Here is a 214-nt window from a genome sequence, read left to right as displayed (position 1 = left end):
AAAGTAGAATTTCCGAGAATAAGCAATCTGGAGATTTTACAATGAAAAAGTCACGCTTCACGGACAGTCAAATCTTGGCGATTTTAAAACAGGCCGAAAATGGGGTGCCCGTTCCAGAACTTTGCCGCGAGTACGGCATGAGTAGTGCGTCTTTTTATAAATGGCGCGCCAGGTTCGGCGGTATGGATGCATCCATGATGGCACGAATGAAAGA

General features: G+C 45.8%; 1 protein-coding gene. It reads left to right on the top strand.

The annotated features are described in order from the left end of the window. Positions 1–41 precede the first annotated feature (41 nt). Positions 42–214: transposase (locus V6C16_RS14865; RefSeq protein ID WP_333543643.1), on the top strand; the 173-nt coding region annotated here is incomplete at its 3' end.

The sequence above is a fragment of the Desulfovibrio sp. 1188_IL3213 genome (assembly GCF_036763145.1).
In the GTDB taxonomy this organism is placed as follows: domain Bacteria; phylum Desulfobacterota; class Desulfovibrionia; order Desulfovibrionales; family Desulfovibrionaceae; genus Desulfovibrio.
Note: the sequence above shows the minus strand (reverse complement) of the source record. Positions and strands in the feature narration are given on the sequence as shown.